The following is a 25395-nucleotide window of genomic DNA, read 5'->3' as shown; positions in this document are numbered from 1 at the left end:
ATGACATACTTGTAAGACAACATATAGGGGTTGCTTGCTGAACCTTGTACTACATGTAGTATTGAAATCTCAGGAAGCGCCCCACGGGGCGGGAACAGTTTCTACTCCCGCCAACGCTCGGATGGCCCGCTTTCGGACCCCCGGGAATCCGGGAACACACCACGAAGAAGACCGCATATTTTGTACGAGGGGATCAACGCCATGACCGTCACGGTTTACACCAAGCCAGCATGCGTGCAGTGCAACGCCACTTACCGAGCGCTGGACAAGAAGGGCATTGCCTACCAGAAGGTCGACATCTCCCAGGATGCGGATGCCCTCGAGCGCGTTCGGGCCCTCGGCTACATGCAGGCCCCCGTCGTCATGACCGAAGCCGACCACTGGTCAGGCTTCCGCCCGGACAAGATCGAGGAACTGGCCATGGCCGCCTCGAACGTAGCCTAGGCAACAACACCCATCACCAGCAGTTGGAGGCCGGTCTCATGTCTGGCGACATCGCGGTGGAGGAGCGGACCACGCGTCCGGCCACCGCAAACACCACTGAGAGTTCCCTGATCTACTTCTCCTCCGTTTCCGGCTACACGAAACGGTTCATGGAGAAACTGGGGCTTGAAGCGGCGCAGATCCCCCTCTATGCCAGCGAACCAGAACTGCTGGCTTCTCAGCCGTATGTCCTCGTTCTGCCCACCTATGGTGGGGAGAAAGGGGCGCGGTCGATCCTCCCGCAGGTGATCCGGTTCCTCAACAACGAGGGAAACCGACAGCTGCTGCGCGGCGTCATCGGCGCCGGCAACACCAACTTTGGAACCACCTACTGCTTGGCGGCAGACAAGATCTCCGCCAAATGCTCGGTTCCCGTGCTATATCGTTTCGAACTCATGGGGACGTCGGAAGACGTCACCCGTGTACGCCAAGGATTGGAAGAGTTTTGGACACCACCGTCGCAGAGCCAACCGTGAAGACCGACACCAAGGAAGTCCCTGAGGCCTTTCAGGGCTTGGGATACCACGAGCTCAACGCCATGCTCAACCTTTACGATAAGGAGGGGAAGATCCAGTTCGCCGCAGATCGTGCGGCGGCACGGCAGTACTTCCTGCAGCATGTGAACAACAACACGGTCTTCTTCCACGACCTCGACGAGAAGCTCGAGTACCTCGTGAAGCACGAGTACTACGAACGCGAAACCATCGACCAGTACACGATGAACTTCGTCCGCGGCCTCTACGCACATGCCTATAAGAAGAAGTTCCGCTTCGAAACCTTTCTGGGCGCCTTCAAGTTCTACACCTCCTACACGCTGAAGACCTTCGACGGAAAGCGCTTCCTGGAACGCTACGAGGACCGCGTGTGCATGGTCGCCCTGCACCTGGCCCGTGGCAACGAAGAGCTGGCCACGCAACTGGTCGACGAGATCATCGATGGTCGCTTCCAGCCAGCCACCCCCACCTTCCTGAACGCCGGCAAGGCCCAGCGCGGCGAGCTGGTTTCCTGCTTCCTGCTGCGCGTCGAAGACAACATGGAGTCCATCGCCCGTGGCATCAACTCCTCGCTTCAGCTTTCCAAGCGCGGTGGCGGTGTTGCCCTGTCGCTGACGAACATCCGCGAACACGGTGCCCCGATCAAGCAGATCGAGAACCAGTCCTCCGGCGTCATCCCCGTGATGAAGCTTCTTGAAGACAGCTTCTCCTATGCGAACCAGCTGGGTGCCCGCCAGGGTGCAGGAGCCGTCTACCTGCACGCCCACCACCCGGATATCTACCGCTTCCTCGATACCAAGCGGGAGAACGCGGACGAGAAAATCCGCATCAAGACCCTCTCATTGGGCGTGGTCGTCCCCGACATCACCTTCCAGCTGGCCCAGACGAACGAGGATATGTACCTCTTCTCGCCCTACGACGTCGAACGCGTCTACGGCATCCCCTTCTCCGACGTCTCCGTCACGGAGAAGTACTACGAAATGGTCGATGATTCGCGGATCAAGAAGACCAAGATCAACGCCCGCGAGTTCTTCCAGACCCTCGCGGAGATCCAGTTCGAATCGGGCTACCCGTATGTGATGTTCGAAGACACGGTGAACCGGGCCAACCCCATCAAGGGCAAGGTCATCATGAGCAACCTCTGCTCGGAGATCCTGCAGGTGTCCTCACCGTCGGTGTACAAGGAAGACCTGGGCTACGAGGAGATCGGCAAGGATATCTCTTGCAACCTCGGCTCGCTGAACATCGCCAAGGCGATGGATTCCCCTGACCTCGGCGCCACGGTGGAGACAGCGATTCGCGCGCTCTCCGCAGTGTCGGATATGTCCTACATCGGTTCGGTTCCTTCGATTGCTGAGGGCAATAAGCAGTCGCACGCCATCGGTCTGGGTCAAATGAACCTGCACGGCTACCTGGCACGTGAACACGTCCACTACGGCTCCGAAGAAGGCCTGGACTTCACGAACATTTACTTCTACACCGTGCTCTTCCACGCCCTGAAGTCTTCGAATAAGTTGGCCATGGAAACGGGCGAAACCTTCGATGGGTTTGAGGATTCGAAGTACGCCTCGGGGGAGTTCTTCGATAAGTACACTCAGGCTGAATGGGTTCCGCAGACCGAAAGGGTCCGCGAGCTTTTCGCCAATGTGCACATCCCGACCCAGCAGGACTGGGAGGAACTGAAGGCTTCGATCATGGAGCACGGTATCTACAACCAGAACCTGCAGGCCGTCCCTCCGACGGGCTCGATCTCCTACATCAACAACTCGACCTCTTCGATCCACCCGGTGGCCGCGAAGATCGAGATCCGTAAAGAAGGAAAATTGGGCCGTGTCTACTACCCGGCTCCGTACCTGACCAACGAGAACCTGGAGTACTACCAGGATGCCTACGAAATCGGCTACGAAAAGATCGTCGACACGTACGCAGCCGCAACCCAGCACGTTGACCAGGGCCTGTCGCTGACGTTGTTCTTCAAGGACACCGCCACGACCCGTGACATCAACCGGGCGCAGATCTACGCATGGCGCAAGGGCATCAAGACGCTTTACTACATCCGCCTCCGCCAGCTCGCGCTGGAAGGCACGGAGGTTGAGGGCTGCGTTTCCTGCGCACTCTAGGAGTCGCAGGCGCTGAATAAACCTCGTCCTTCCACCTGGACGCCGTCAGCCGGCATCCAGGACACCGGACCGGGACGACGGCGGGAATCTTCCCGCCGTCGTCCCGCTCACGGAATACACAGGCAACCCGCATTAGAAAGTCAAAGTCAGGGGATGAAATGACCGATCAGGTCAAGCTGCAGCATCACGTCGAGGCCATCAACTGGAACCGCATCCAGGACGAGAAGGACGTCGAGGTGTGGAACCGCCTTGTCAACAACTTCTGGCTCCCGGAGAAGATCCCGCTGTCTAACGACGTCCAGTCATGGAACACGCTCACCGAGGACGAGAAGCTCCTCACCATGCGCGTTTTTACGGGGCTCACCCTGTTGGACACGCTGCAGGGCACCGTCGGGGCTGTCTCCTTGATCCCCGATGCCATCACCCCGCATGAAGAGGCCGTTTACACGAACATCGCGTTCATGGAATCCGTGCACGCCAAGAGCTACTCCTCGATCTTCTCCACGCTGGCCTCCACCAAGGACATCGACGAGGCATTCCGCTGGTCCACGGAGAACGTGAACCTCCAGAAGAAGGCCTCGATCATCGAGTCCTACTACTACGGCGAGGATCCGCTCAAGCGCAAGATCGCCTCAACCCTGCTGGAATCCTTCCTGTTCTACTCCGGCTTCTACCTGCCGATGTACTGGTCCTCACGCGCCAAACTGACCAATACTGCTGATCTGATCCGTCTGATCATCCGTGATGAGGCCGTTCACGGCTACTACATCGGCTATAAGTTCCAGAAGGGTCTGGAAGGTCTCAGCGAGGAGCGCAAGACCGAGTTGAAGGACTACACCTTCGAACTGCTCTACGAACTGTATGAGAACGAGGTGCAGTACACCCACGACCTGTACGACAGTGTGGGCCTGAGCGAGGACGTCAAGAAGTTCCTGCACTACAACGCCAATAAGGCGCTGATGAATCTGGGCTACGAGGCGATGTTCCCGTCCTCGGTGACGGACGTGAACCCCGCCATTCTCTCGGCTCTGAGCCCGAATGCCGACGAGAACCACGACTTCTTCTCCGGCTCCGGCTCCTCCTATGTGATCGGCAAGGCCGTGAACACCGAAGACGAGGACTGGGACTTCTAGCAAACCCAGCAGGTTCTGCACGAACCGTTCGAAGGGCTCCGGCGCATCAGTACCGGAGCCCTCCGACGTTTGAGCTGTGGCGGCAGACCGCCGATGCAGCGAACCTAGGCATCAATCACCAGGTCTTCCGTCGGTCGCGAACAGCACAGCAGGATCTTGCCCTCGGCTATTTCGCGTGGCCGGATGCCGCCAGCATGATTCATTTCGACCGCGCCTTCCAACAGACCGCTCTTACAAGTACCGCACATCCCCAAACCACAGGACGAGGGGACCGGCACGCCATCGGCGAGGGCCGCGTCGAGGACGAAGGAGCCTGCCGGGCAGTCGATGCTTCGCCCACTGCGCGCGAAGGTCACGGTGAACGCACCAGCCTTGTTGGTACTGGGGATTCCGGCGGATGCCGCATCTTGGTGGACTCCGATGTCGAAGCTCTCCTCGTGCCGGCGATCTGTGGCGCATCCCGCGGCATCGAGCATGGTCCGAACTCCGTCCAGATATCCTGCGGGACCACAGGAGAAGATCTCACGGTCCACGAGATCGGGAACAAGGCTGCGCAGCAGTTCCGTATCAAGCCGTCCGGGGGAGATTCCGATACCTGCAGGTAGCTTCGTCCCGCGCCTTTGGTCGGCAGTGACGAGCGTACTGCTGACCAGTTCCACACGCAGCCCGCGCCGGACGGAGAAGGCTTCCAGATCCCGACGGAAGATGACGTCGTCCGGACCGTGGAGGCTGTTGACCAGAACGGCATCGATCGGGTTGCCCTTGACCAGCAGCGTGCGCAGGATGGCCATGATCGGCGTGATGCCGGAGCCTGCTGCAAGGAAAAGATAGCGCTGCCTTTGCGCCCTCGCCTCGTAGTCCAGCTCGAAAGGTTGCGTTAGCTGGAGCTCGGTCGGTGTGAAACCGCCCACCGGCCCGTGCGCGCTGATTGCTCGGCCCGGGCGCAAGTTCTCGTGCAGCCAGTTGGAGAATGACCCACCCGCGATGCGTTTGACGGTGATCTCCAGCCGCCGGCTACCCGACGGTGCCGAACTGATGGAGTAGCACCGGCTGGCCCCGGCGCCGTCGATCTCCTGGCTCAGGGTCAGGAACTGGCCCGCCACCCATCCGAATCCTTCCTCCCCTTCGGGCTCAAAGACGAAGGTCTTGACATCGGCTGTCTCGTCACGGACATCGACGCAGCGCAGGACGTAGGCATCGGGGGCAGCCGGGTCGGCCGGAGATACTGGTGTGTGCACGGCCCGAGTGTGCTCGGCCATCTGGGTCATGGGAACACTTCCAATCCGTCGCCACCGGCTGCGTCGTCCAGAGCCGCAGAGGATCCGTTCCAGGATTCCGCTTCGACGTGGGCTCGTAACCGGTTGATGTACCAGGAGCAGAAGGCCTCCACCTGGTATTCGTTCGGTGCGTAGGGTCCCGGTTGGTAGGCGGGGCTGGACACGCCGCGCTGGGCGCGTTGCACGAAGACCCCATCTTGTGCGTTCGTCTGCTTCCAGACTCGCTTGAGCTCCTGTAGATCGTAGTCGTGACCTTCCACCGCGTCCTCGTGGACGAGCCAGGTGGTGCGCAGCAGGGTCCGGTCGGCAGCCAGCGGCACCACCGAGAACGTGACGGCGTGGTCGCTGAGGAAGTGGAACCATGCATTGGGCTGCCAATGCATCGAGAGCCGGCCCAGCCGGGGCTCAGTCAAATCGCCGAGTAGCTTGTTCGAGACGATCCGCCCATCCGGGCTGAAGGACTCGCCGGCCCCGTCGAGCGGTTCCCGCTGGATGCGGAACCCGGTCACGGGAGTCTCGAGTTCCTGGATTCGCTCGAACGGCAACCCGTTATCGGCGCTGACGCGCCGCAGATCCGCTTCGGCACGCAGGTAGCGGTCGTAGGCCGGCCGCAGCCGCGCCGGCAGACCGTCGGGTTCATAGCCGTAGGTGGGAAACAGCGAGCAAGAGAGTTCCGGGTGCCCGTCGCAGTGATAGCACTCTCGGTTGTTCTCCATCACGAGCTTCCAGTTACCCTCTTCGACGAGGTCCTCTTGCGCTGCGACCTTGGTACGCATCAGTTGATGCGGGGTCAGATAGGATTCGATTCGCTGGGCCACCGAATCGAAATCCTCCGGCGGCTCCGCAGAGAGGCAAATGAAGATCAGACCAGCGATGCTCCTGACCGCGACCTTTTTCAGAGCGAAGCAGCTGCGGTCGAAATCGGCGGGCTGCGAGTCGGCGTGCAGCAGCGAGCCGTCCGTCCCGTAGGTCCAGTGGTGGTATCCGCACACCAGGTTCCCGACCGAACCGCTGGCGTCGTTGAGGATCCGTGCGCCCCGGTGTCGGCAGACGTTGTGCAGGGCGCTGACCTGATCGTCGTCGTCGCGCACCAGGATCACCGAGTAGGGGCCGACGGTGATGGTGACGTAGTCCCCGGGCTCGGGCAGTTCGGCGTCGGCCGCCACATAGATCCAGTGTTTGGCGAAGATTGCGGCGATGTCCAGATCATGGACCAACGCGGATGTGTAGAACTCGGAATCAAGGCTCAATCCTTCAACCCGCTGGTGCACCAGCTGGGTCAGGCGGGCCGGGATCGGTTGGGCTCGCCCGGTTGTTTCGGTGCTGACGGGTGTGGTGTTCATGGTCTTCCTCCGGGGTGCCGTGGTGGATGCTGATGGCGTGGCCGGCCGACGCGGCTCGATCTGTTTCACATCGGCAGGCACAGCCGGAAGGCGTCGTAGATGGCTGCGTGGATGTTCCGGCTGGCCACTGCATCGCCGACGCGGAAGAGTTGGAACTTCCCGGAGGCCTCGGGATCCACGGGTTGTGGTTCTCCGGCCAGCAGTGCCTGGTAGTCGACTTCCCCTGCGTTGGCCGAGTCCGCCAGCAGCTCGAAGTACAGTTCGGCGTTGGGCAGATTCCCGTGTTCGACGACGACGAGGTCCACGGTTCGCGTCATCACCTGGCCGGAATAGTCGCTGCGAAGTTCAGCACTGAATTGCCCGTGGGCTGCCGGCATGACCGAGACGAGTCGGTGGGCCAAGGTGATGGTGACGTCGTGCTCGGAGAAGGCACGCAGGTAGCCCGGGGAGTTCATGCTGCCCACATCGGGGGCCACGGTGCGCTCCGGGGTGACGAGTTCAACGCGGGTGCCGGCCAGTGCCAGTCGTTCGGTGGCATCCATTCCAGGCTCGGCCCCGTTGTCGTCGTAGACCAGGGCCGTGGACGGCATCTTCGATAGTTGTCCTAGTACGTCCCAGCTATCGGCTACCAGATCCTCACCGGCGGCCAGGAACGATCGGTTCGGGGTGCCACCGGTCGCGACCACGACGACGTCGGGGTTCTCTGCCAACACCATCTCCCGATCGGCGTAGACACCGTACCGGAGGTCAGCGCCTGCCAGCTTGGCCTCACTGACCCGCCAATCGATGATCCCGATCAGATCGCGTCGGCGCGGTGAAGAGGCGGCGATGAGCACCTGGCCCCCGGGGGCATCGCCCGCTTCGAAGAGCACGACGGCGTGACCGCGCTCGGCCAAAACACGGGCGCATTCCAACCCCGCCGGCCCCGCCCCGATCACCATTGCCTTCTTTCGTGCTGCACCACCGGACACGATGGTGTGTGGCAACTGGAGTTCACGTCCCGTGGCGGGGTTGTGGATGCATTTGGCGTCGCCCGATGCGTAGATGGAGTCCAGACAGTAGTTCGCGCCGACGCAGGGGCGGATCCTGTCCTCCTGCCCGGCCGCCAGCTTGGCCACGAGCTGTGGGTCGGCGATCTGTGCGCGGGTCATACCGACCAGGTCCAACAGGCCGGCACCGATGGCGTGCCGGGCGGTGGAGACGTCGGCGATCCGCGAGGCGTGCATTACCGGGATGTCGATCTCGCGTTTGATGGCACCGGCGAAATCAAGGAACGGGGCCGAGGGGGTCCCCATGGAAGGAATCACCCGCGAGAGCGTGGCGTCGCTATCGATGGTGCCTTTGATCACGCTGAGGAAATCGATTCCATCGGCGATGTAGTGCTGCAGCGCCTCGAGGGCCTCGTCCTGCCGGAGGCCATCGGCTCGATCCTCATCCATGGACATGCGGATACCAACAATGAAATCTGGCCCGACCGCGGCACGGACGGCTTGGATGACCGCCCGAGGGAAGGCCATGCGGTGTTCGTGGCTTCCACCCCACACGTCCTGGCGGTCGTTGGTTGCCGGAGAGAGGAAGGCGTCCAGGAAGTGTCCGTAGGACTGGATTTCGATGCCGTCCAATCCGGCCTCCTTGCAACGCAGGGCTGCCCCTGCGTAATCGGACACCACCCGGCGCAGATCCCAGGGCTCTGCCACCTTGGGGAAGGCGCGGTGGGCGGGCTCCCGCTGATGGGAGGGGTAGAGGACCGGCAGCCAATCGCCGGTGTAGTTACTGGTCCGCCGCCCCAGATGGGTGATTTGGCACATGACCGCCGCGCCGGCGTCGTGCACTTCGTCGGTGAGCTTGCGGATCCATCCGGAGACTTCGTCCCGGTAGAGCAGCAGGTTGCCGAAGGCCGGGGGGCTGTCGGGGGAGACGACGGCGGATCCACCGATCATCAGCAGGCCGGTTCCGCCGCGGGCCCGTTCCACGTGGTAGGCACGGTAGCGATCGGTGGGCATGCCACCTTCCGCGTACGCCGGTTCGTGGGAGGTGCTGACGATCCTGTTGCGCAATGTCAGGTTCTTCAGCGTAAAGGGTTGGAGCAGTGGGTCTGTCGCGTGCATGGGGATGATTCCTCCCGGTGTCCAGATGCGCTGTCGTGGCCACCTGATACCTTTAGTGTGGTGTTCGCGAATGCTGAAGAAAAGCGAAAGATTCGTCACAGTACCGTGTACAGTTATTGCATGATTGATAGCCGACTTCACGTCCTGCGGATGTTGGCCGCCCACGGCACGGTGACGGCGACGGCGCGGGCGCTGCACTACACTCCTTCGGCCGTTTCACATCAATTGAGGGGGTTGGCCGAGGATCTCGGAGTCGTGCTGCTGATCCCCCAGGGACGCGGGGTTCGCCTGACCCCTGCGGCCCGAATCCTCCTGAGCCAGGCCGACGACCTTTTCGCCCGCTGGGAGACCATCAAGGCACTGATCACTTCCGAGTCGGGCGAGCACGCTGGTGAGTTAAGACTCTGCGGTTTTTCAACCGCAGCGGCGGCCCTCTTGCCCCCGGTGGTCACCGCTCTGCGCTCGTGGCGTCCGGAGCTTGAAGTGCGGATCATCGAGGCCGACCCGTTGGAGTGCTTCGACCTCCTGCTGGCCGAGGAAGCGGACCTAGCAGTGATCGTCGCCACCGACACCGTGCCAGCGACGGCCGATGGCCGCTTTGACCAGCAGTTCCTTCTTGATGATCCTCTTGACCTGCTGGTCCCCGACGGGCATCCATTGGCGCAACGTGCCTGGATTACCCTGCGTGAGACCGCCGAGGAGTCGTGGATCGTCGATCGGCCGAACCGTCCGCACCGCCAATTGGTCTTCACTTCATGCGCAGAGGCAGGCTTCACCCCGACCGTCGCACATGAAGCCGTCGAGTGGGACACCGGGGCGGCCTTGGTGGCCGCAGGGTTCGGGGTATCGCTGGTTCCGCGGCTCGCCCGGATGCCGGCAGGGTATGCCACAACCCGCGTTCCCTTGCGCGGGGATCCCGCACCGTCACGGCATATCCGCACTGTGGTCCGTCGAGGGAGCCGGTCCCAACCACTGCTGGCTTCGGCACTGGAAGTGCTCGGCGAGACAGCGGCCGGAGTCCACGCGCTTGACACCAGTCCTCCGCTGCCGGCGTCGGGCTGAGCTGTCGCCGGCTGTTCACCGTCGCCTCGGTTGCCCGCTCACCTACTCTGAGTGGGAACCATCGCGCGCTTGCCGTAGCGAAGTCGAAGCGGTCTGCCGGGATCTCCGTTGCCGTTGCCTCTGACGCATCAGCAAGCAGTCCAATGAGAGGACCAGAAAGGCCCCTAGCGCATAAGCGGGTAGATCGGTGAGGGAAAAGGTCGTACCCAAGACCAGACGGATCGGTGGAACGACGGCGGAGAGGGCACTGGGCAGTGCTGTCAGCTGCAGCAACTCCACCAAGGTACTGACGCAGAACGCCCAGATCGCCACCCTGAAGGGACGCCAGGCAGGTTTGATCAAACCGACCACCAGATAAATCAGCACTGTGTAGAGCGCCCCGCCAGCAATATCAGCCAGTCCAGCCGGCAGCAGGAAACGTGCTGTCAGGCCCACGGGGATGACGGAAACGGCTGCCACGCAGAGAATGAAACGACGTGACCCGAGGAATGATGTCAGTCCGGGCGATGGCATGGAGGAAGTCTAACGCCGCCGTGGTGGCGGTAGGCTCGAAGCATGAGTCCAGCACTACAGCAATCCGTTGTTCTCGAGAACGGGTTCGCCCGGAATTTCCCCGAACTCTCCATTTCCTGGGCAGCGGAAGAACCCCCGGCACCGGAACTATTGGTTCTGAATGAGCGATTGGCACGGGAGCTCGGGCTGGACCCCGAATACCTTCGCAGCGCCGAGGGGATCTCCGTGTTGACCGGGGCCCACCCGCCCGAAGGGGCGACACCCGTTGCCCAAGGGTATGCAGGGCACCAGTTCGCTTCGTACTCCCCGCGGCTCGGGGACGGCCGGGCACTGCTCTTGGGAGAGCTGCGCGGCGCTGATGGAAACCTCCGTGACCTACACCTGAAGGGTTCGGGACGGACGCCCTTCTCCCGTGGTGGTGACGGGTTTGGCGCCGTAGGGCCCATGCTGCGCGAGTATATTCTGAGCGAATCTTTGCACGCATTGGGAATCCCGACCACGCTCTCGCTGGCGGTTACCGCCACAGGAAACGGAGTATTACGTGAAAGCCGGTTGCCCGGCGCCGTGCTCACTCGCGTTGCTTCCAGCCATCTGAGGGTGGGCTCATTCCAATATGCCCGCGCGCTGGACGACCCCGATCTGCTGCACCGTCTGGCTGACTACGCCATCCTCCGCCATCATCCGGAGGCAGGTGAGGCCGAGCGACCCCATCTGGCCCTGTTCGACGCGGTTGTCGCCGACCAAGCTACTTTGATTGCCCAATGGATGTTGGTCGGATTCGTCCACGGGGTGATGAACACCGACAACATGACCATTTCGGGGGAAACCATCGACTATGGGCCCTGCGCGTTCATTGACGCCTTCGATCCCGCCGCGGTCTTCAGCTCCATTGACGCGCAAGGACGTTATGCTTATCGGAATCAGCCGGTGATGGCCGAATGGAACCTGGCCCGTCTGGCAGAGGCCATGCTGCCGCTCTTTGACGACGATGAGGACCGGGCCGTGGAATTGGCCATGGAATCGTTGCGCACCTTCAGGACCCGCTACAGCGAGGCCTGGTCCGCGGGTATGTTCGAGAAATTGGGCCTGCCACCAGCCACCGGCGTCGAGAGCCGCGACCAGCCGGCCCACGACCTCGTAGAAGCCACGACCGCTCTATTGGCTGCCAGCGGGGCCGACTACACTTCGTTCTTCCGTGCCTTGGCGGATGTGGCCCGGGGCGAGCGAGCAGTCGCCCGTACCCTTTTCGCCGACCCGGCGCCCTTCGAGGACTGGGCCGGAAGGTGGCTGGCCCTGGGGCCCGACCCTGCGGGGCTGGACCGGATCAACCCCGCCTACATTCCGCGCAACCATCTGGTGGAAGAAGCCCTTGAGGCAGCCACGGGAGGGGACCTGGAACCGTTGAACCACCTTTTGGAAGCCGTCTCTGCGCCCTATGATGTGCGTCCGGGCCTGGAGCGGTATGGCACGGGTGCGCCTACGGAATTCGGCCCATACGTCACCTTCTGCGGCACCTGAGGCTGCCCGTTTCGACACCAGCGGATCAGGTACTGCGGGACCAAGAACGACCGATAGGGTGGAACGGTTAGCGCCGATCCCCGAGGCGCTGAAAGGATGCCTTCATGACTGCCTCGACCATCGGCCACCAGGACCGCCCGGACGCTTCCGGAACCCATCTCCTCGAGCTGCCCGACGGCTCACGCCCCTCCAGCTTCTACGTGCCACTGGGGGAAGGCAGCTACCGTTCCACCATCCACACCCAAGGTGCCTGGAACGAGCACGAGCAACATATGGCGCCGGCCACCGGGCTCCTGGTCCGCGAGCTCGAGCTTTTCGAGCCCCGCGAGGATATGCGCATGGCACGAGTCAGCCTGGATATCCTGGGGATCATCCACGGTGGCGACGTGCAGATCACCACGCAGATGATCAGGCCCGGCAAGACCATCGAACTGGTTGAGGCGCAAATGGTTTGTCAGGGCCGGACCGCCATCGTGGCCCGCGGGTGGAGGCTGAAGACCCACGACTCACAGCTCGTCGCCGGTGTCGAGGACGCTGACGTCACCCACCCCGAAGACCTACCCGTCTGGGACGGAATGGAGATGTGGCCCGGCGGCTACATCGAGCAGCTGGAACTACGGGTCGAACCCGGACACCGTTTGGGCAAGGGCGTGGTGTGGCTGCGCAACCCGCAGCAGATGGTCGATGGCTTCGACACCCCTGATATGGTCCGGCTGTTGGGGATGGTCGATACGGCCAACGGGGTAGCACCGAGGGTGGCTCCGGGACCGGAATCCTGGATGTTCCCGAACGTCGACCTGCAGATTCACATGTACCGCCGTCCCGTCGGTCAATGGCTGGGCATTCAGTCGCAGCAGACCTACGGTTCGGACGGGATCGGACTGACCTCTGCCGTACTGCATGACACCGAGGGGCCCTTCGGGCGCAGCGAACAGATCCTCACCGTCCGTCCGATGCCCACACGCTAGCGCGGGTCAGGCACCGTGGAGGCTGACGCGAGCATGGACCGGATCCTGGCCTTGGGAGTAGGGATGAAGCCTGCGTTCACGTAGCGGCGCCGTACTGAGCCCTCGGCCCGGTACAGGGCCCAGCCACGACGCAGCAAGAACGGAAGCGGCTTCCGGCGTTCCTTGATATCGCGTACCAACCGACGCACCGCCGTCGTGATGGGGGAGACGTCTATGTAATAGGCGCGGACGTCCACCCCGTGAGCGATGAGCGGCGCCCGGATCTCATCCACGAAGATTCCCTCGGCCACGACGGGACCGCCGGCCATGGTGACGGTCGAATAGCCGGAGTAGCTCGACGTGGAAATCGAATAATGCGGGACTTCCATGCTGCCGGTGCGTAGCAGGTGCAGGACGGAGTTGACCGCTGCATCACAGTTCCAGGTTCCGGGATGGTCCCAGTCGACCTCGCCGTAGGCGGTGTGGGGCAGCGGGGTCTGCGGGGAATCCTCGGCCAATTCACGGTAGAAGTTATCCAGCTCGACATGCGGGCGGCCGTAGCGCTCGGCGAGATAGGACTTTCCGGATCCGGAGGAACCGCCCAGGAGGATCAAAGTCAGGATTGGTTCAGGCACGACCCCCATTATTCATGCGGACCGCCCACAACTAGAATCGTCATCATGACTTCCTGGAATTCCGCCACGCATCAGCCCCTGACCGTGTGGCGTTCCGAGGCGAGTGGAAACCCGGAAGCTGACCTGCTCGAAGGCATCGAGCTGCTTGAACGGGTTCGCTACGGGAAGTCCGGGCCGACACTGCGCCTCTACCGCCCCGAACCCACTGTGGCCTTCGGCCAACGGGATATCAGGCTTCCCGGCTATGAACAGGCCACCGCCTCGGCTCGTGGCCTGGGCTTCGACCCCGTGGTCCGAAAAGCTGGCGGCCGGGCAGCTGCCTACCACCAGGGCACCTTGATCGTCGATCATGTCGAACCAGCAGGTGAGGCGATGCTTGGCCATCAGGACCGCTTCAAGGTTTTGGGCAGCCTCTATGCCGAGGCCCTGAAGAGCCTGGGCATCGACGCCGTGGTGGGTGAGATCCCCGGGGAGTACTGTCCCGGTGAATTCAGCGTCCATGGCCGGCCCGGCCCCGGCTCCAGCACCGCATCCCCGGTGAAACTTGTGGGCACCGCACAACGGGTTGTCTCCGGTGCCTGGCTGTTCGCCAGTGTGTTCGTCATCGAAGACTCTGCCCCGTTGCGCGTGGTTCTGGAGGCCGTCTACGCGGATATGGGATTGGACTTCGACCCGACGACGGCTGGTGCCGCGGAGGACCTGGTTCCTGGAACCACCGTGGAAGCCGTTGAACAGGCGCTGCTGCGGGCCTATGCCCAGCACACCACCGTCATCGACCCACAAGCCCTGGTGGGATAACCTCCGTCGACTCGACACCCACAGGCGTGCACACACCCCCGTTGTGCACAGCAGGAAGCTGCGCCCTCACGGTTCACGACCACGGCTCGATGCTGGTGGCTAGGCGCTGAGACTCCGGCGGGGAGACCGGTGCCCTAAGGAGGCATCATGTGTAGGAGCTGCAGCATTACGTCCAGCCGGCTCGAGGGGCGGCTGGCGCCATTGCCGGGGGAATGGTTCATTGAACACGCGATCGGACGCCGCGGGGTTCCGGTCGCTTATACCGTGGGACTGACCGGGATCCACCAGCCGGAGCTGATCATCCGCGAGACGGGATTCTCCCGTGGTCACCGGATCCTTCATGAACTCATCGCCGGTGTCGTGGTCGGTTCCCTCCGGCTGGAACCCGGGCCAACTCGCTTGGGAGAAGGACGAGATCTGGTCCTTCACCGCTATGCCCATAGCATCGAGCTGACCGAAGCCGTCCGGCGGTACGACGGAATCATCAACGTGCTCCAGGTGGTGCAGGTTCCCTTCAAGGATTCCTCCGCAACTGTCAGACGGTCGGTTTCGGTGGTCCAGGCCAGGACTGCCGAAGTTGTTTCGCTGGGCAGTGTGGCCCACGAGTTTCGAAGGCCGCGACGAGAGCAAGGCGCCTAGGGCTGTGGGAGCTCGTGAAACACCGCGTGGCGGGAACCCTTTCGGGCTCCCGCCACGCGGTAGATCAATCGGGGGCCTGTCGGCCCTCCAGTTTCGACTACTTGCTGATCTGGTCCAGCCATTCCTGCAATTGCGGGGCTTCGGCAGCGATGCTGGTCGCATCACCGTGGCCGGTGTTCACGATGGTGTTCTGCGGCAGCACCAACAGTCGGTCCCTGATCGAGGCCACAATCGTCTCGTAGCTGGAATAGCTGCGCCCGGTGGCACCGGGGCCACCGCTGAACAGGGTGTCCCCGGAGAAGACCGTGTCCAACTCCTCGGCGTAGAAACAGGTGGATCCGGGGGAGTGGCCAGGAGTGTGGATCGCCTTCAACGTCGTACCGGCGATGTCGAAGGTATCGCCATCTGAGATCTCCTGATCCGGCGTCGTCCCGGGGAAGACATCCTCCCAGAGCATCTGATCCTCGGGATTCATGTAAATCGGAGCGTTGACCATCTCGGCGAAATCGCGCGCATAACGGATATGGTCGTCATGCCCATGAGTGAGCAGGACGGCGGTGACCTTGCGTCCGCCCACCGCTTCGACAATGGCAGCGGGCTTATGCGCCGGGTCGATCACGAAGACTTCGGCCTCGTCACCGATGATCCACACGTTGTTGTCTACATCCCATGTTCCGCCGTCGAGGCTGAACGTTCCGGAGGTCACCAGGTTTTCGATCTGTGCGGCCATTAGAGCTCCACCACCGAACGCAAGACGGTGCCATCATGCATCTTGTCGAAGGCCGCCTCGATATCGCCCAGCCCGATGCGTTCGGTGACGAACGCATCCAGATCCAGTCTCCCGAGCTTGTATTGTTCGACGAGCATGGGGAAGTCGCGGGAAGGCAGGCAGTCGCCGTACCAGGAGGACTTCAGTGACCCGCCGCGGCCGAAGACGTCGGCGAGGGGCAGTTCGAGCTTCATCTCCGGATTGGGGACGCCCACCAGCACCACCCGGCCGGCCAGGTCACGGGCGTAGAAGGCCTGCTGATAGGTTTCCGGGCGGCCGACGGCATCGATGACGAGGTCGGCGCCGAAGCCACCGGTCAACGCCTGGATGGCTTCGACCGGGTCCTTCTCCTTAGAGTTCACCCCATGCGTGGCACCGAGCTCCAGGGCCATGTCGACCTTTGACTGGTCGATGTCCACGGCAATGATGGTGGTGGCCCCGGCCAGCTTCGCGCCGGCAATAGCGGCGATGCCGACACCTCCGCAACCGATGACCGCCACGGATTCGCCGCGTTTGACCTCGCCGGTGTTGATGGCCGCACCAATACCGGCCATGATTCCGCAGCCCAGCAAGCCCACGGCAGCTGGATCGACGTCGTCGTCCACCTTGGTGCACTGGCCCGCGGCGACCAAAGTTTTCTCGGCGAAGGCACCAATGCCCAGCGCGGGGGAAAGCTCGGTACCGTCTTCGAGGGTCATCGGCTGAGCAGCATTGGCAGTATCAAAGCAATACTGCGGCTGGCCCTTGGCGCAAGCGCGGCATTCCCCGCACACGGCACGCCAGTTCAGGACGACGCGGTCGCCGACCTGGACATTGGTTACGCCTTCACCGAGCTGGCTGACCACGCCGGTGGCCTCATGCCCCAGCAGATAGGGGTAGTCATCGCCAATTCCGCCGAGCTTATAGTGCAGGTCGGTGTGACAGACCCCGCAAGTGAGGATGTCCACGACCGCTTCGCCGGGACCGGGATCCGGAACGACGATCGTCTCGATTTCCACCGGTGCGTCCTTGGCCTTCACGACGACAGCCTTGACCTTTTGTGCCATGGTTTCCATCCTCTCGGCCATGCCCTGCACGGCCCATTCAGTTCAGAAAAAAGGTGCCCACACGGAAAAAACCGCGGGCACCTTTCATCCTGTCATAGAGCGCCTAGAGACGCTCGCGAACCTGCTCAATACGGGGATTCGTGACGGCCGAACCATCGGAGAAGATCAAGGTGGGGACCGTTTGGTTACCGCCGTTGAACTCCTCGACGATCTCGGCGGTTCCCGCGACGTCCTCGATGTTGACCTCCCGGTAGGAGATGCCATCGGCGTCCATGGCCTTCTTTAGGTTCCTGCAGTATCCGCACCAGGAGGTCGTGAACATGGTGACGGTCCCGGCTTCGGGGATGTAGTCCTCAGTCTTCAAATCAGTCATGTCCAGCACAACCGGCACTATGAGATCCTTATTCCATGTGTGGGAGATACGTAATGGCCCGGGCCATTGGTGACCTGGTAGCCGAAGCCGAGGCGGAAGCCGACGATGCGCTGGAACTGCGTAAATCGTGGAACGTCGCCCCGACCAGCGATGTTCCGATTGTGTTGGAGCGGTTGGTCGACGACGAAGTCGTCCGTCAGGTGCACGTGGCCACATGGGGTTTGGTACCTATCTGGGCCAAGGACCCTTCCGTGGGGGTGAGGGCTTTCAACGCCCGCAGTGAAACCGTTCTGGAGAAACCCACCTTTCGTTCTGCCATCAAGGCCCGCCGGTGCGCCATCCCCGTTGAGGGCTACTACGAGTGGAAGAAATCCGGGGCCGGCAAGACCGCCTCCAAACGTCCGTATTTCGTGCACCCGGAAGGCGGCTCGCTGATCTTCTTCGCTGGCATCTACGAGTGGTGGAAAGATCCCTCAAAGACGGAAGACGACCCAGAACGTTGGCTGCTCAGCTGCAGCATCCTCACGATGGCCTCACCCGACGAGACGGGCGAATCCACGGTGCTCGACGAACTGCATGGACTGCACGATCGGTTGCCCATCCCCTTGGATCGGGAGACGATGTCCGAATGGTTGAACCCCGGCGACCGGGAAGCTGCCCCGTTGGTCGAGCAAGTCAGATCCGAAGCCTATGAGGTTGCCGGAGGCTGGTCTCTCCGGGAAGTGGGCTCCGCCGTGGGCAACGTGCGGAACAACGGTCCCGAGCTCATCGAGCCGGTTCAGAACCTTTTCGCGGAGTAATCTGAGGGGATGGAAGCGCACGAACTGCAGGAGCTGATGCGGTTGCGTCGCGCCAGGGATCTAATGGACCGCGACTTCGCTGATCCTCTCGATGTGCCCACCATGGCCGGCACGGCACTGATGTCCCCGGCCCATTTCTCCCGAAGGTTCAAGGCCGCCTATGGTGAATCGCCGTATGCCTACCTGATGACCCGACGCATCGAACGAGCGATGACCTTGCTGCGGGGTGGGGTCGGGGTCACCGATGCCTGCCTGGCCGTGGGCTGCACGTCACTGGGGTCGTTCAGTTCGAGCTTCACCCGGATCGCCGGTGTTTCCCCGACGCAGTACCGGGCCTTGGACCATGCGGCACTGCAGGCCATGCCGGGCTGTTTGGCGCGGTTAACCTCCCGACCTACCTCCTTGAAACCGAGCAGGATCCGAGAAGCACCCCCAGTTATCCAGGACTAGCGTTGGATACATGAACATTTCCTTGAAGTACTGCCACATCACCGTGAACGATGTCGACGAGGCCATCGCCTTTTATCGCGACGGACTCGGGCTCGAGGTGGTCAACGACGTCGCCGGTGGCGGGCACCGGTGGGTCACCCTGGGTACCGTCTCCCAGCCAGGGGCGGAAATCGTGCTCTCTAATCCACATGCAGGTCGATCAGAGCAGGACGGGGATGTCCTCCAAGAACTCCTGGCCAAAGGTGTGCTGCCCATGACCGTGTTCACCACGGACGACGTCGACGCCCTCTTCGAAAAAGTCCGTGCCACGGGTGCCGAAGTGCTCCAGGAGCCAATCGATCAACCGTGGGGACCACGCGACTGTGCCTTCCGTGACCCCTCAGGGAACATGGTGCGCATTAACCAAGCAACTGACTGAGCGGCGGTGCTCCTGCCTCCTGCGAGTGACGTCTCGTGACCCGGGCAGGGCATCCCCTAGGGTGTTCATCATGACTTTGACGTGGAGCACGACGCACCCGATCTTGAAAAGTTCCACGAACGGTGGGGCGGGGATCGTCTTACGCCCCTGGAGCCCCGAGGATGCGGACTCGATCTACCAGGCCTGCCAAGACCCGGAAATCATCCGGTGGACGACCGTGCCGTATCCATACACGCAGGATCACGCGGTCTCATTTGCCGATTTTTCCGCAGCAACCTGGCGCGAGCAGGCCGGAGCTTCCTTCGCCGTGGTGGATGAAAGCACGGACGCTGTCCTGGCTTCCTGCGGGCTGGTTGATGTCGACCAGACGAACGCCACGGTGGAAGTGGGATATTGGGTGGCGCCATGGGCTCGTGGCCGTGGAGTGGCTACGGCGGCAACCAAGGCCGTGAGCCGGTGGGCGATAGAAGATCTGGGAGCCCAACGGGTCAGCCTCGAAGCCGCATCGGAAAACCATGGTTCCCAGCAGGTGGCACTCAAGGCCGGTTTCACCCGCGAAGGTATCCAGCGATCCAAGGCCGCACGCTTCGGTGAACGCCATGACATGGTGCTGTTCTCCCTCCTGCCCGGCGACGGAGCATCCTAACAGGACCTCCGCTACCCGCGGGAGGAAGAAGAAGGCAACCCTGGTCCGCTGATGAAGGAGAAGGGCGTGCTCTCCGCCGCCAGCGTGTCATGTCAGCCGCCCTCGATCAGCGCCTTCAACCGGGCGAGATCCTCCCGAGCATCGTTGGCATCCTGTTCGAACTCGGCGTCACTCATTCCCGTTTTCTTGAAGAGGGTGAACACGACCTCGCTGCCCTGATCGTTGCTCAGTACACGGAGGGGATTGCGCACGACGGTCCCGTCCGGCAGGACCACGTCATGATCGAGGACGCCCGACTTGATCGGGCCGACGAACCTCACCTCGACTGCGCCCATCGGGGAATCGGTAATCCATCGTCCCTCTTCGTTGCGAATGCCGGAGCTCAGACCCGCGGCCCAATGAGGGAGCTGCAGAGGGTCAGCGGCAACGGCGATGACCCGGTCGATTCCAGCGTCAATGGTCTGGGTGAGGTGTCGCACCGGCCATGTCATGGTCCAGATCCTATCCAGAAACCCAAAGTGTCGTACATGCTTTCTAGTCTAATCTTGCTTAGAACAAAGATTCGAATAGAATGGGATGATCGTCGCGCACAGGCAGTTTTGCGGCCCCTTCCATGATTTAGGGCCCCGAGACCTATGCCGTCGTCCGGGGCGAATTGGAGGTATCAGATGGGGCTTTTCACCCAGTCAGTCGACGTGGAATGCAGCACCGCAGGCTTACCTTTGCGGATGCGGTGGCAGGGACGGGAATACCGTGTTGCCGCCGATCCCGTGCGCTGGTTTGAGCGCCGCCGCTGGTGGGCCGAGGAGATCCGCGCAGAACGCGGCCGCGGTCCGGGACTTGTCGACCATGAGATATGGCAACTACAGGTCAGGCTCGCCGGCAAGGGGCCGCTGCTCACCTTCGAGGTCTCCCGCGATGTGGAGAGCGGGCGCTGGCGACTCATCCGGATCCACGATGCCTTGCTGGAGAGTGCATGAGTTTCACCCATTTGAACGTGGCCTCCGCGTTCAGCGCACATTACGGGGTTTCCTGGCCCCAAGACCTCGCCCTGAAGGCCGCTGCCGAGGGGGCTGACGCCCTGGCCAGCACCGAACGCAATGGCCTTTACGGCGCCGTCAAACACCTCAAGGCGTGCCGGGAGACCGGACTGGATCCGATCCTCGGGGTGAACCTAGCGGTGCTGGGCCCCGGCGCTGATAACGCCCGGCATCCTCCGGCGCATGCTGCCCGGGGGCGCCCGGGACTACAGCTCCAAGGGCGTGTCATCGTACTGGCTAAAGGACATTGCGACGGGGCCGGCTACCGGGCTCTGTGCCGGCTGGTCTCCCTAGCCCATGAGGGGACTGCGGCGCACCGGGGTGCTACCGGAGGCAAACCCGTGGGGGTGACTCGTGCGCAGTTAGCGTCGTGTGCCACCGACCCGGAGGCCGGTACGGTACTGAAGGTGCTGCTGGGACCGGATTCCGATGTCGGTCAGGCGGCCCTGCGCCGTGAACTCCCACGCGCCAGGACCGCGCTGGCCGGATGGCTGCAGGCGGTGGGTAGAGATGTGGTGCACCTCGAGCTGGTCACCCACCTGAACACCCCGGGGGAGCGGCTCAGCACAGCGCATTCCATCCGGATGCTCCGCGTCGCCCAGGCCCTTCATGTTCCGGCAGTACTTACCAACGCCGTGCGCTATGCAGACCCCGATGGTGCGGCTACTGCCGACGTGCTGGATTCTGCCCGTGCCTTGAGCTCGTTGGAAACTCTTGGCGATCTGCAACCAAACGGGCAGGGATGGCTCAAAAGCCCCGGACGGATGAACGCCCTGGCCCGGGAAATTGCGCGGGACGCGGGGGAGGGGAGAGCCGCTGGGGAACTGCTGGGCAACACCTCGGCCATGGCCGACTGGGCACGGATGGACCCGGTGGACGACGCCGGCTGGGGAATCCCCGTGGTCCCCGAAGCCAGCGTGATTGGTATCAGCGGTCACCCCGATGCGGAACTGGCGGCACGCTGCGAAGCAGGCATTACCCGCCTGATCCCTCAGGACGCCGGTTCCCGTGCGCTGCGCGATCGCCTCGCGATGGAACTGGAAACCATCTCCGACCTGGGCTTTGGCACCTACTTCCTCACCGTGGCCGAGGTCAGCTCGATGATCACTACCCTGGGCGTGCGCAATGCCGCCCGGGGATCCGGCGCTTCTTCCGTGGTGAACTTCCTCCTGGGCATTAGCCATGTGAACCCGTTGGCCCACGACCTGCTCTTCGAACGCTTCCTCTCGCGGGACCGGACGACCCTTCCCGATATCGACATCGACGTCGAATCCGCCGAACGACATCGGGTCTATGAGCACATCTTCAAACGGTTTGGTTCAGAGCGGGTCACCCTGATGAGCATGCAGAACGGGTACCGGGCCCGTGGCGCGGTCCGGGACGCGGGGCAGGCGCTGGGCATGGGAGACGGGGACCTGGATGTCATCGCCAAACAGCTGTGGCGTTTCTCGGCCAGCAACTTCCGCGAGGCCCTGGACGAGAAGCCGGAGCTGCGCCCCTTTGCCGAACGGATGGGGGCCGAGAAGCAGCTGGACCTGCTGGTGGATTTGACCGAGCGGCTGGACCGGCTGCCCCGCCACATCTCCATGCACCCGTGCGGGGTGATCCTGGGGGATAACACCCTGCTGGACCGGACCCCGGTCCAGCCCAGCGGACTCGGGTTGGCGATGAGCCAATTCGATAAGCACGATATGGACCCCATGGGCATGCTCAAACTGGATGTGCTGGGGGTGCGCATGCAATCGGCGATGGCCTATGCGGTCTCCGAGGTCGTCCGGATCCATGGGGACGGGGATGCGGTTGCCCGCGCCGGCGCCCATTCGAAAACATCTGACGGGGGGCTTCCGGAGTATCTGGACACCGACGGGACCATCGACCTGCAGCGGGTCCCGCTGGATGATGAACCGACCTTCGAACTCATCCGCACCACCGACACGCTGGGCTGCTTCCAGATCGAATCTCCCGGGCAGCGTGAACTGATCGGCAAACTGGCACCACGCGAATTCAACGACATCATCATCGATATCTCGTTGTTCCGGCCCGGGCCCATGCAATCAAATATGGTCAAACCGTATCTGGAAAATCGGCATGGTTTTGCGGTTGAAAACTATCCTCACCCTGACCTTAAACCAGCACTGGCCGAGACGCATGGGGTCACGGTCTTTCACGAACAAGTACTACGGATCTTCGACGTGATGACCGGGTGCGGATTGGCCAAGGCAGATGTGTATCGGCGGCTGCTGGGCAACGAGCAGGCCGAACCACGGGTGGAGGAACTCTACCGTTCCAGAGCTCTGGAGCGGGGCTATCCGCTGGCCGTGATCGACGAGGTCTGGGCGACATTGAAGGCCTTCGGCTCTTTCGGCTTCTGCAAGGCCCATGGGGCAGCTTTCGCCGTGCCGACTTACCAGTCGGCCTGGCTGAAGGCCCACCACCCCGAGGCGTTCCTAGCCGGTATCTGGGAACACGATCCCGGAATGTATCCCAAACGTTTGCTGGTAGCGGAGGCTCGGCGGATGGGCATCCCCATCCTGCCACTGGATATCAACTGCTCTGACGCCTCCTACCGGGTCGAACGTTTGAAGGGATTGCTGCCCCCGGCCACGGTTCCACCCGTCTACCGGGCACCGGGAACGATGCCAGCCGGACGGTTAGGCATCCGGCTGTCCCTGAGCGGGATCCACGGGGTCTCGGGAAACGAGGTGAAGCGGGTCGTTGCCGGAAAGCCCTACGACTCGCTGGCTGATGTGCGCGACCGGTCGGGGCTGAATCGTTCCTCGTTGCGGACTTTTGCCGCCCTAGGGGCCTTCGATTCCCTGCAAAAGGTGGCTGGGCGCGGCAACCGTGCGGACCTGATGGCCCATCTGGCAGCCAGGCCCGCCAAGGCCTTGCCCCCACGGCACCGCCCCATTGCCGGGCAGCTGCCCTTGCCCATGAGCGACGTGGAACTGGGCGGATTGGCCGTGGGACACGTCGAACAGAGCATGGAGGAAACCGTCCGGACCGAATTGGATCTGATGTCGGTGGACGTCAGCGGCCATTTGATGTCCTCGCATGCCCCGGTATTGGCGAAACTGGGGGCGACCCATGCCGAGGATCTGCGGAGATTACGCAACGGAACCGAGGTTCTGGTGGCCGGGGTGCGGGTTGCAACGCAGACGCCACCCATGCGTGGTGGCCGACGAGTCGTGTTCATCTCCCTGGACGACGGAACCGGTTGCGTGGACTGCACCTTCTTCCACGAAGCCCAGCAGAACTCCGGGCCGCTGCTATTTTCCACCCGGCTTTTGCTGGTCCACGGGATCACCCGGCGGACGGGCCCCCGCGGCATCAGCCTGCAGGCCCTCCAGGCGTGGGACCTTGCTGACCAGGCCTCCCTCCCGGGGCCGGGACACCTCAGCGACCCGAACCGTGTCAGTGCGAAGCAGTCACTGTCCGCGACCAAGAAGCCCGGCAGCGAGGGCGCCTTGTCGTTGGCTACCCGGATGAAGGACGAAGGCCTGGACCACCGGCTGCCCGGTGAGGTTCCCGAGGACTGGCCGGAGTTCGACGTCGGATCATGAGCCGGGTCCCACCGCCAGTAGGCTGAAGCAGGACAAGTCACCGTAGGACACGAACCAAGGGAGAGGCACCGGATGACCAGCCCGAAACTTGAGGAATGGCCATCGACCGACCCCAGATACCGTCGCTCGGAGGCCTCGGCACTGTTGGGCCAAGGCGACGCGCTCTGGGAGCGCGTAACAGTGGATGTCATGCGTTGGCGGGTGAAGACTGCCAGCGGGTTTTGCGTGAACTCAACGGCCCCAGCGGCTCCGGGGGACCGCCTGGATGTCACCGTGCACGTCCTCGGGATGACGATCATCGAACCCGTGGAGGTCACCGACGTGGTCATCGAACACGACCGCGTCGGTTTTTCCTACCGCACTAGGCCGGGGCACCCCGTCAGTGGTGAAGAGGCCTTCATCGTGCACCGCCGGGGCGACGCCGTGCACTTCACGGTCCGCTCGCTCACCCGGGCGGCTCCACAACAACCCTGGCGGGTCCTCTACCCTATGCTGCTCATCGCCCAGCACATCGTGCGACGACGTTATCTGCGCGCGCTGCGATGATTGCCGGCTCTGATAGAAAGGTTGGTGCGCAGATGGACTTGGAGAGCAATCCACAGCGTGCGGCAGAACTCTGCTGTGCAGCGCAGACACGATTAAGAACGCGGGTTGCCCACCTGACGGAGGAGCAGGTTCGGGCCCCCAGCCGTCTACCCGGCTGGAGCGTAGGGCACGTTCTGACCCATCTGGCCCGCAACGCCGACGCCCATGCACGTCGACTTTCTGGTGCGCTTCGTGGAGAGGACCTGCCGAAGTATGCCAACGGACCCGAGCAGCGTGGCAACGAGATTGAAGCCGGAGCAGGGCGGGCCGCCGCGGAGATTATTGCCGACGTGGAAAACAGCCAATCGCAGCTCGAAGAAGTCTTCATGCTCAATGCAGCAGCCGGGTGGCCTCATGGCGACTTTCTGGGCGGTGGACACTACGGGGTTTCGGGATGCCCCGCGCACCGGCTGCGCGAAGTAGAGATGCACCATGTGGACCTGGGACTGGGCTACACCCCTGCCGATTGGCCGCATGAATATGTCGAGTGGGATCTTCCTATTCTGCTGGCCACGGTCGCAGAAAGGCTCGGATCCTCCGGTGACCGCCGACGAGTCATGGCCTGGCTGGCCGGCCGGGGACCACTGGATCCGACCGCGACGCTGGCCCCGTGGTGAGCGGCGGGGACCGAAGCA

The 25395-nt window shown here is 62.8% G+C and carries 26 protein-coding genes; 17 read left to right on the top strand and 9 right to left on the bottom strand.

Annotated features, from left to right (window positions below; genetic code table 11):
• Positions 1–201 precede the first annotated feature (201 nt).
• The 4 genes from nrdH to nrdF all read left to right on the top strand — a co-directional run bounded on the left by nrdH (position 202) and on the right by nrdF (position 4230).
• Positions 202–444, top strand: a complete 243-nt coding sequence (gene nrdH, locus FM101_RS05990; RefSeq protein ID WP_086996998.1) for a glutaredoxin-like protein NrdH — start codon at positions 202–204, stop codon at positions 442–444.
• A 38-nt stretch (positions 445–482) separates the two neighbouring features.
• Positions 483–959 carry a class Ib ribonucleoside-diphosphate reductase assembly flavoprotein NrdI gene (gene nrdI / locus FM101_RS05985; RefSeq protein ID WP_143269231.1) on the top strand — a complete coding sequence of 159 codons (477 nt, stop codon included), beginning with the start codon at positions 483–485 and terminating at the stop codon, positions 957–959.
• Positions 929–3097 (top strand): class 1b ribonucleoside-diphosphate reductase subunit alpha, encoded by a 2169-nt coding sequence (nrdE, locus tag FM101_RS05980; protein WP_428844142.1) that lies wholly within the window; start codon positions 929–931, stop codon positions 3095–3097. The genes nrdI and nrdE overlap by 31 nt, the downstream gene beginning before the upstream one ends.
• Before the next feature lie 131 nt (positions 3098–3228).
• Positions 3229–4230 (top strand): class 1b ribonucleoside-diphosphate reductase subunit beta, encoded by a 1002-nt coding sequence (gene nrdF, locus FM101_RS05975; RefSeq protein WP_256382346.1) that lies wholly within the window; start codon positions 3229–3231, stop codon positions 4228–4230.
• A 104-nt stretch (positions 4231–4334) separates the two neighbouring features.
• Here nrdF and FM101_RS05970 read toward each other — a convergent pair whose 3' ends face one another.
• The 3 genes from FM101_RS05970 to FM101_RS05960 all read right to left on the bottom strand — a co-directional run bounded on the left by FM101_RS05970 (position 4335) and on the right by FM101_RS05960 (position 8958).
• Complete coding sequence (locus FM101_RS05970) at positions 4335–5468, bottom strand: hybrid-cluster NAD(P)-dependent oxidoreductase (RefSeq protein ID WP_218778263.1); 1134 nt, start codon at positions 5466–5468, stop codon at positions 4335–4337.
• Positions 5469–5494: 26 nt separating this feature from the next.
• Positions 5495–6850 carry an aromatic ring-hydroxylating oxygenase subunit alpha gene (locus FM101_RS05965; RefSeq protein WP_086996895.1) on the bottom strand — a complete coding sequence of 452 codons (1356 nt, stop codon included), beginning with the start codon at positions 6848–6850 and terminating at the stop codon, positions 5495–5497.
• Between the two features lie 65 nt (positions 6851–6915).
• Complete coding sequence (locus FM101_RS05960; RefSeq protein WP_086996892.1) at positions 6916–8958, bottom strand: NADH:flavin oxidoreductase; 2043 nt, start codon at positions 8956–8958, stop codon at positions 6916–6918.
• 120 nt (positions 8959–9078) lie between these two features.
• Between FM101_RS05960 and FM101_RS05955 the strand changes: the two genes are divergently transcribed.
• Entirely contained in the window at positions 9079–10020 is a 942-nt protein-coding gene (locus FM101_RS05955) for a LysR substrate-binding domain-containing protein (protein WP_086996890.1), read from the top strand.
• Between the two features lie 42 nt (positions 10021–10062).
• Here the strand turns inward: FM101_RS05955 and FM101_RS05950 are convergent, their stop codons facing one another.
• Positions 10063–10533, bottom strand: a complete 471-nt coding sequence (locus tag FM101_RS05950) for a DUF2809 domain-containing protein (protein WP_086996887.1) — start codon at positions 10531–10533, stop codon at positions 10063–10065.
• 42 nt (positions 10534–10575) lie between these two features.
• On the opposite strand from FM101_RS05950, the gene FM101_RS05945 reads away from it, so the two are divergent.
• Positions 10576–12051: a protein adenylyltransferase SelO gene (locus tag FM101_RS05945; protein WP_086996884.1), complete on the top strand. Its 1476-nt coding sequence runs from the start codon at positions 10576–10578 to the stop codon at positions 12049–12051.
• A 104-nt stretch (positions 12052–12155) separates the two neighbouring features.
• Positions 12156–13019 (top strand): thioesterase family protein, encoded by an 864-nt coding sequence (locus tag FM101_RS05940; protein WP_086996882.1) that lies wholly within the window; start codon positions 12156–12158, stop codon positions 13017–13019.
• Here the strand turns inward: FM101_RS05940 and FM101_RS05935 are convergent.
• Positions 13016–13642 (bottom strand): hypothetical protein, encoded by a 627-nt coding sequence (locus FM101_RS05935; protein WP_086996879.1) that lies wholly within the window; start codon positions 13640–13642, stop codon positions 13016–13018. The genes FM101_RS05940 and FM101_RS05935 overlap by 4 nt on opposite strands.
• Before the next feature lie 36 nt (positions 13643–13678).
• Here FM101_RS05935 and FM101_RS05930 point away from each other — a divergent pair, with 36 nt between their 5' ends.
• Together FM101_RS05930 and FM101_RS05925 are read left to right on the top strand one after the other, a co-directional pair.
• Positions 13679–14431 (top strand): lipoate--protein ligase family protein, encoded by a 753-nt coding sequence (locus tag FM101_RS05930; RefSeq protein WP_245806636.1) that lies wholly within the window; start codon positions 13679–13681, stop codon positions 14429–14431.
• Positions 14432–14578: 147 nt separating this feature from the next.
• Positions 14579–15070 (top strand): hypothetical protein, encoded by a 492-nt coding sequence (locus FM101_RS05925; RefSeq protein ID WP_143269230.1) that lies wholly within the window; start codon positions 14579–14581, stop codon positions 15068–15070.
• Positions 15071–15167: 97 nt separating this feature from the next.
• On the opposite strand, the gene FM101_RS05920 is transcribed toward FM101_RS05925, so the two are convergent.
• The 3 genes from FM101_RS05920 to FM101_RS05910 form a co-directional block, all read right to left on the bottom strand.
• Entirely contained in the window at positions 15168–15800 is a 633-nt protein-coding gene (locus FM101_RS05920) for an MBL fold metallo-hydrolase (protein ID WP_086996873.1), read from the bottom strand.
• Entirely contained in the window at positions 15800–16885 is a 1086-nt protein-coding gene (locus tag FM101_RS05915) for an S-(hydroxymethyl)mycothiol dehydrogenase (RefSeq protein WP_086996989.1), read from the bottom strand. The genes FM101_RS05920 and FM101_RS05915 overlap by 1 nt, the downstream gene beginning before the upstream one ends.
• A gap of 103 nt (positions 16886–16988) precedes the next feature.
• Positions 16989–17258, bottom strand: a complete 270-nt coding sequence (locus FM101_RS05910) for a glutaredoxin domain-containing protein (RefSeq protein ID WP_086996987.1) — start codon at positions 17256–17258, stop codon at positions 16989–16991.
• Between the two features lie 35 nt (positions 17259–17293).
• Between FM101_RS05910 and FM101_RS05905 the strand changes: the two genes are divergently transcribed.
• From FM101_RS05905 to FM101_RS05890, 4 genes are all read left to right on the top strand, one after another.
• Positions 17294–18058: an SOS response-associated peptidase gene (locus FM101_RS05905; RefSeq protein WP_086996870.1), complete on the top strand. Its 765-nt coding sequence runs from the start codon at positions 17294–17296 to the stop codon at positions 18056–18058.
• 9 nt (positions 18059–18067) lie between these two features.
• A complete protein-coding gene (locus FM101_RS05900; RefSeq protein WP_086996867.1) occupies positions 18068–18508 on the top strand; it encodes a helix-turn-helix transcriptional regulator in 441 nt (146 codons plus the stop codon).
• 10 nt (positions 18509–18518) lie between these two features.
• Entirely contained in the window at positions 18519–18926 is a 408-nt protein-coding gene (locus FM101_RS05895; protein WP_086996864.1) for a VOC family protein, read from the top strand.
• A gap of 70 nt (positions 18927–18996) precedes the next feature.
• On the top strand, positions 18997–19572 hold the full coding sequence (locus FM101_RS05890; protein WP_086996861.1) for a GNAT family N-acetyltransferase: 576 nt from the start codon (positions 18997–18999) through the stop codon (positions 19570–19572).
• A 92-nt stretch (positions 19573–19664) separates the two neighbouring features.
• Here FM101_RS05890 and FM101_RS05885 read toward each other — a convergent pair whose 3' ends face one another.
• Positions 19665–20063, bottom strand: a complete 399-nt coding sequence (locus tag FM101_RS05885; RefSeq protein ID WP_086996858.1) for a polyketide cyclase — start codon at positions 20061–20063, stop codon at positions 19665–19667.
• 177 nt (positions 20064–20240) lie between these two features.
• Here FM101_RS05885 and FM101_RS05880 point away from each other — a divergent pair, with 177 nt between their 5' ends.
• From FM101_RS05880 to FM101_RS05865, 4 genes are all read left to right on the top strand, one after another.
• Positions 20241–20552, top strand: a complete 312-nt coding sequence (locus FM101_RS05880) for a DUF6504 family protein (protein ID WP_086996855.1) — start codon at positions 20241–20243, stop codon at positions 20550–20552.
• Entirely contained in the window at positions 20549–24175 is a 3627-nt protein-coding gene (locus tag FM101_RS05875) for a DNA polymerase III subunit alpha (RefSeq protein ID WP_086996852.1), read from the top strand. Before FM101_RS05880 ends, FM101_RS05875 begins: the two co-directional genes overlap by 4 nt.
• 72 nt (positions 24176–24247) lie before the next feature.
• Positions 24248–24721 carry a DUF1990 family protein gene (locus tag FM101_RS05870; RefSeq protein ID WP_086996849.1) on the top strand — a complete coding sequence of 158 codons (474 nt, stop codon included), beginning with the start codon at positions 24248–24250 and terminating at the stop codon, positions 24719–24721.
• Positions 24722–24753: 32 nt separating this feature from the next.
• Positions 24754–25377, top strand: a complete 624-nt coding sequence (locus tag FM101_RS05865; protein WP_179204254.1) for a maleylpyruvate isomerase family mycothiol-dependent enzyme — start codon at positions 24754–24756, stop codon at positions 25375–25377.
• Positions 25378–25395 lie beyond the last annotated feature (18 nt).

The organism is Arthrobacter rhombi (genome assembly GCF_900163545.1).
Lineage (GTDB): Bacteria > Actinomycetota > Actinomycetes > Actinomycetales > Micrococcaceae > Arthrobacter_H > Arthrobacter_H rhombi_A.
The sequence above is the reverse complement of the archived record's forward strand: the minus strand, read 5'-3'. Positions and strand labels throughout refer to the sequence as shown.